This is a genomic window from Streptomyces sp. NPDC007162, assembly GCF_040634175.1.
Taxonomy (GTDB): Bacteria; Actinomycetota; Actinomycetes; order Streptomycetales; family Streptomycetaceae; genus Streptomyces.
Genome location: NZ_JBEYFC010000608.1, coordinates 1 through 4,693, shown reverse-complemented (window position 1 = coordinate 4,693; position 4,693 = coordinate 1). Strand labels below are relative to the sequence as shown.

General features: G+C 74.7%; 5 protein-coding genes and 1 pseudogene. 1 reads left to right on the top strand and 5 read right to left on the bottom strand.

Features of this window, described 5'->3' with window-relative positions; translation table 11 throughout:
• Nucleotides 1-495, top strand: a pseudogene (locus ABZ646_RS40380) (methylmalonyl Co-A mutase-associated GTPase MeaB); the annotation flags it as partial.
• Here the strand turns inward: ABZ646_RS40380 and ABZ646_RS40375 are convergent.
• From ABZ646_RS40375 to ABZ646_RS40355, 5 genes are all read right to left on the bottom strand, one after another.
• Entirely contained in the window at nt 483-1,058 is a 576-nt protein-coding gene (locus tag ABZ646_RS40375; RefSeq protein ID WP_360530887.1) for a sigma-70 family RNA polymerase sigma factor, read from the bottom strand. The pseudogene ABZ646_RS40380 and the gene ABZ646_RS40375 overlap by 13 nt on opposite strands.
• A gap of 128 nt (nt 1,059-1,186) precedes the next feature.
• The gene (locus ABZ646_RS40370) at nt 1,187-1,870 is read right to left on the bottom strand and encodes a hypothetical protein (RefSeq protein ID WP_360530884.1); all 684 of its coding nucleotides are present in this window, start codon (nt 1,868-1,870) and stop codon (nt 1,187-1,189) included.
• A 114-nt stretch (nt 1,871-1,984) separates the two neighbouring features.
• Nucleotides 1,985-2,704, bottom strand: a complete 720-nt coding sequence (locus ABZ646_RS40365; RefSeq protein ID WP_360530881.1) for a hypothetical protein — start codon at nt 2,702-2,704, stop codon at nt 1,985-1,987.
• 97 nt (nt 2,705-2,801) lie between these two features.
• Nucleotides 2,802-3,527, bottom strand: coding sequence for an alpha/beta hydrolase (locus ABZ646_RS40360; RefSeq protein WP_360530878.1), 726 nt, complete (start codon nt 3,525-3,527; stop codon nt 2,802-2,804).
• 1 nt (nt 3,528) lies between these two features.
• Nucleotides 3,529-4,500, bottom strand: coding sequence for an alpha/beta hydrolase (locus ABZ646_RS40355; RefSeq protein WP_360530875.1), 972 nt, complete (start codon nt 4,498-4,500; stop codon nt 3,529-3,531).
• Nucleotides 4,501-4,693: the final 193 nt, after the last annotated feature.

Below are 4,693 nucleotides of genomic sequence, written 5' to 3'. Positions count from 1 at the left end.
GATCACCACGATGAACGACGAGGTACGGACTTCATGAACGACCAGCTCCAGGGCATCAAGAAGGGCGTCCTGGAACTCGCCGACGTGATCGCCGTCAACAAGGCGGACGGCCCCCACGAGCGCGACGCCCGGTCCGCGGCCCGGGAACTGGCGGGCGCGCTGCGGCTGATGCACGGCAAGGACGCGTTCTGGACCCCGCCGGTGCTCAGTTGCAGCGCCCGGGAGTCGACGGGCCTCGAACCGGTCTGGGAACGGCTGGAACAGCACCGGGCGCTGCTCGACTCCACCGGGCGGCTCGCCGCCAAGCGCCGGGACCAGCAGGTGGGCTGGACCTGGTCGATGGTCCGCGACGAACTGCTGGGCCGGCTCTACGCGCACCCGGCGGTGCGCGCGGCCGCCCCCGGGCTCGAACAGCGGGTCAGGGACGGCTCGTTGACGGCGACGCTGGCCGCCGAGGAGATCCTCCGGGCGTTCGAGGGACCTCAGGACAGCTGATCCTGGAGCGCTGCCCGGGCCCGGGCGACCCGGGAGCGGACCGTGCCCACCGCGCAGTCGCTGACCTGGGCGGCCTCCGCGTACGGCAGTCCGAGCAGCTGGGTGAGGACGAACGCCTCCCGCCGCTCGTCGGGCAGCGCCGCCAGCAGGTCGAGCAGCGCGACGCCGTCCTCGAAACCGGGCAGCCCGTGCGGCTGTGCGTGCTCCACGGCGAGCTGCCAGTCGGGGACGTCCGCGGCGCGCGGGCGGGCGGCGGCGTACCGGTGGCTGTCCACGACCGCCCGGCGGGCGATCGTCAGCAGCCAGGACCGGGCCGAGCAGCGGCCCTCGAAGAGGTGCAGGCTGCCCAGCGCGCGCAGGAAGGTGTCCTGCGCGAGGTCGTCGACCGCTTGCGGGTCGGCGCAGAGATGGGCGACGAAACGGGTCACGTCGCGGTGCAGGGCCCGTACGAAGGCGTCCACGGCGGCCGGGTCGCCGGACCGGGCCGCGAGGGCCCAGGCCGTGATCGACGCGTCGCGTGTCGCGTCCGGCGCGGGGCGTGCGGGCAGGACGGAAGTGATCACTCGGTGTCCTTGTGGGAAAGGTGCGGGGGCGGCGGCCCGCCGTGCGGCGCGCCCGCAGGGCACGCGGGCTCAGAGGGCCGCCGTGTTCGTCCGGGGCGCGCAGGGGCGGCCCGGACCACCGGCTGTCGTCAGGCGACAGCGGTCCCCGCGGGCGGACCCCGGGTGGTGATCGCGTGGCCGAGGAGCAGCAGCCGCGGCGCCCGCTCCGAGCGGCGGCGGTACGGCCGGGGACGCGGCGGCCCGGCCGGGGCGGGCAGGGCGAGCAGCAACCGCAGCGGGGCCGTGAGCCGGCCGGCCACGGCCCGCAGGACCCGGAACGCGGCGCGCTCGCCGTGGCCGAGCCACAGTCCGCACAGCAGCGCGGCGAGGAGGTGGGCGGCGAGCATGCCGGTCGCGGCGGGTCCGGTGCTGCCGAACCCCAGGTAGGCGACGGGGTCCGGGGGCGCGGAGGCCATGTGCATGTCGGCCATGCCGCCGGTCATGGCACCCGTCGTGCCACCGGTCGTGCCACCGGTCATGTCCATGTGCATGGCGGTCACGGGGGCCGCCTGGGCCGTCCACGCCTGGGCCGCGGAGAACCCGGAGTGCAGCGCCGTCTGGGCACCCACCGCGGCGCAGACGACCAGCGGCAGCCCGCGTTCGCGTCCGGCCAGGCTCCAGCCGACGACGGTGGTGGCCAGGAGGCCGGTGGCGAACGCCCAGGCAGGCACCGGGCTGCCGGACATCAGGACGTGGCCGACGGCGGCGAGCAGCACGCAGACGGCCGCGAACACCGCGGACCGCACCGTGCGCGCACACCGACCTGCCGTCATGGCGCCTCATCCTTGCATCCGGCGCGGGGTTGTCAGGGGGTGGTACGCAGATGCACAGGCGGCGTGCTCAACTCACAGGTCGGGTGGGCTCGTTCACAGGAGGCCGCGGGGGCGTCAGCCCTTTGCCCACGGGCCGTCCGGCACCCCCGGGCGTACCCGGGTGGCCGTCATGTCCACCATGATCGTGCGGTCGTCGTCCAGGTCCTCCCTGACGCGGCGCAGCCGGCCCGCCCGGTCGACCCAGAACCGCAGCGACGGGGGCGCGGAGAAGATGTCGTAACGACGGCCGCCGATGCGGTCCTGGCCCACGTGGCGCCGTGCCGAGCGGGCGAGCAGGCGGGCGTTGTCCGGGCGGTCGGCGGCCAGGGACAGGGTCAGCCGCAGGGCCGTGTCCAGCGACGCGGGGCCGTAGCTCCGGCGGATCCACACCCCGCGCCGCAACCGTCCGGCCTCCGCCACCGCCTGGGCCAGGGACGCCGGTCTGGTCAGCGGCGCCGCGCTGCCGTCGGTCCTCGGCCGGGCCACCGCCAGGCCCCTGGTGTCCCACGCCAGCAGCCCGCGCTCCGCCGCGTCACCCGTGTCGAACCAGCCCACCGCCCGGTGCCGGTGCTCGTCGACCACCGCGCGGACCACGGCCGTACCGCCGGGCAGCGGCGCCCGTACCGTCACCGCGGCCGGACTGTCCCGGTAGGCGCGGAACCGGGTGACGGCCAGCCGCCGGGCCTCGTCCGCCGTGAGCGGCCGGGGGGCGTCGCCGCCTGCCACGGCGTACGGGAGCGCCCCGCACACCGCCGTCACGACGGCGAGGGCGGCCCAGGTCCAGGGGGATCGCATCGGTGTCCGCATGGTCACGTACCTACACGCGGACGGGCCGCGCCCGGTCGACACCGGTACGCGGCCCGCTCTGCGTCACCCTTGCGGGGTGCGTCGTTTACTCCGTGGCGAGGGACAGTACGGCCGCACGGATCACGTCGGCGACCTCCTGCGGGTGCGCGAGCATGACCAGGTGCGAGGAGTCGACCTCGGCGATCGTCATGCCGGCGCGCTCGTAGCCGTAGCGCTCGACGTCCGGGTTGATGGTGCGGTCCGAGGACGACACCAGACCCCAGGACGGCTTGGTCCTCCAGGCCGCGACCGGGGCCGCCTCGGCGAAGGCGGCGCCCGCCAGCGGCCGCTGGGAGACGGCCAGCACCCTGGCCAGGTCCGGCTCCACGTCCGCGGCGAAGATCTCGGCGAACCGGTCGGGGTCGACCGTCACGTCGGTGCCCGGCTCGTCGGAGCCCTCGACCGGGAACGGGGTGTACACGAGGGCCGAGGCGAGCTCCGAGTCCGGGAAACGGCCCTGCAGCTCGCCGAGGCTCTCGCCCTCCTCCAAGGCGTAGCCGGCCAGGTAGACCAGGGCCCGGACGTTGGGCTCGGCGCCCGCGACGGTGATGACGGCACCGCCGTAGGAGTGGCCGACCAGGACGACCGGGCCGGGGACGGCGCGGACCACGGAGGCGATGTAGGCGGCGTCGCCGGTGAGGCTGCGGTTGGGCACGGCCGGGACGAGCACCTTCAGGCCGTCGGCCTGCAGTTCCGGGACGACCCGGGCGAAGCTGGAGGCGTCGGCGAAGGCGCCGTGCACCAGGACGACCGTGGGTGTTGAGTCGGCCATGTCAGGCGGCGTGCAGGGCGGTGTGCAGGGTGCGTGCGGCCAGCGAGATGGCGGCCTCGGCGGCGTGCGTCCCGCGCAGCGCGTTGAGCATCACGAAGTCGTGGATGATGCCCTGGAAGCGGACCGCGGTGACCGGGACGCCGGCCTCGCGCAGCTTGTTGGCGTAGGCCTCGCCCTCGTCGCGCAGCACGTCCGCCTCGGCGACGATGACCAGCGCCGGGGGCAGGTCCCTGAGCTGCTCGGTGGTGGCGCGCAGCGGGCTGGCGGTGATCTGGGCGCGCTCGGCCTCGTCGGTCGTGTACTGGTCCCAGAACCAGAACATGCCGTCGCGGCGCAGGAAGTAGCCCTCGGCGAACTGGTGGTAGGAGGCGGTGTCGAAGCCGGCGTCGGTGACCGGGTAGAACAGCACCTGCTGGAGCAGCGGGACCCCGCCGCGCTCCTTGGCCATGAGGGTGAGGGCGGCGGCCATGTTGCCGCCGACCGAGTCACCGGCGACCGCGATCCGGGTGGCGTCCAGGTCCTTGGTCGCGCCCTGCTCCACGATCCACCGCGCGACCGTCCAGTTCTGCTCGATGGCGACCGGGTAGCGGGCCTCGGGCGAACGGTCGTACTCGGGGAAGACGACGGCGGCCTGCGCGCCGACGGCGAGTTCGCGGACCAGGCGGTCGTGGGTGTGGGCGTTGCCGAAGACCCAGCCGGCGCCGTGGATGTAGATGATGACCGGCAGGGTGCCGGTGGCGCCGGCCGGCTTCACGATGCGGGCCCGGACGGTGCCGGTGGGACCGCCGGAGACCGTGATCCACTCCTCGTCCACGGCCGGCTTGGCGATCTCGCCGGACTGCACCTCGTCGACGGCCTTGCGGCCCTCCTCCGGGGCGAGGTCGAAGAGGAACGGCGGGTTGGCGGTGGCCTCGACGAAGGCCTGCGCGGCGGGTTCCAGCACCGGCTTGACGGGCGAGGGGGCTTCGGACATGCGAGTCTCCTGGGATTGCGTGCGGCGCACCGGTCGGTTCCGGTGCCGCCGGGCCCCACGGTAGGGGCGTCACGGGCACGGCAGTTGACCGCGAGCGCACATCCGGCGACCCCACAGCGCACACCGGGCGACGGGGCGGTCATCGCTGTCCGAGATGACTGACATCCCGGATCATCGCCCTGCGGTGGGAAGC

Bases quoted from the DNA above. Each gene is read 5' to 3' on its own strand.
- ABZ646_RS40370 (WP_360530884.1), bottom strand. From the start codon at position 1,870: ATGACGGCAGGTCGGTGTGCGCGCACGGTGCGGTCCGCGGTGTTCGCG.
- ABZ646_RS40365 (WP_360530881.1), bottom strand. From the start codon at position 2,704: ATGCGATCCCCCTGGACCTGGGCCGCCCTCGCCGTCGTGACGGCGGTG.
- ABZ646_RS40360 (WP_360530878.1), bottom strand. From the start codon at position 3,527: ATGGCCGACTCAACACCCACGGTCGTCCTGGTGCACGGCGCCTTCGCC.
- ABZ646_RS40355 (WP_360530875.1), bottom strand. From the start codon at position 4,500: ATGTCCGAAGCCCCCTCGCCCGTCAAGCCGGTGCTGGAACCCGCCGCG.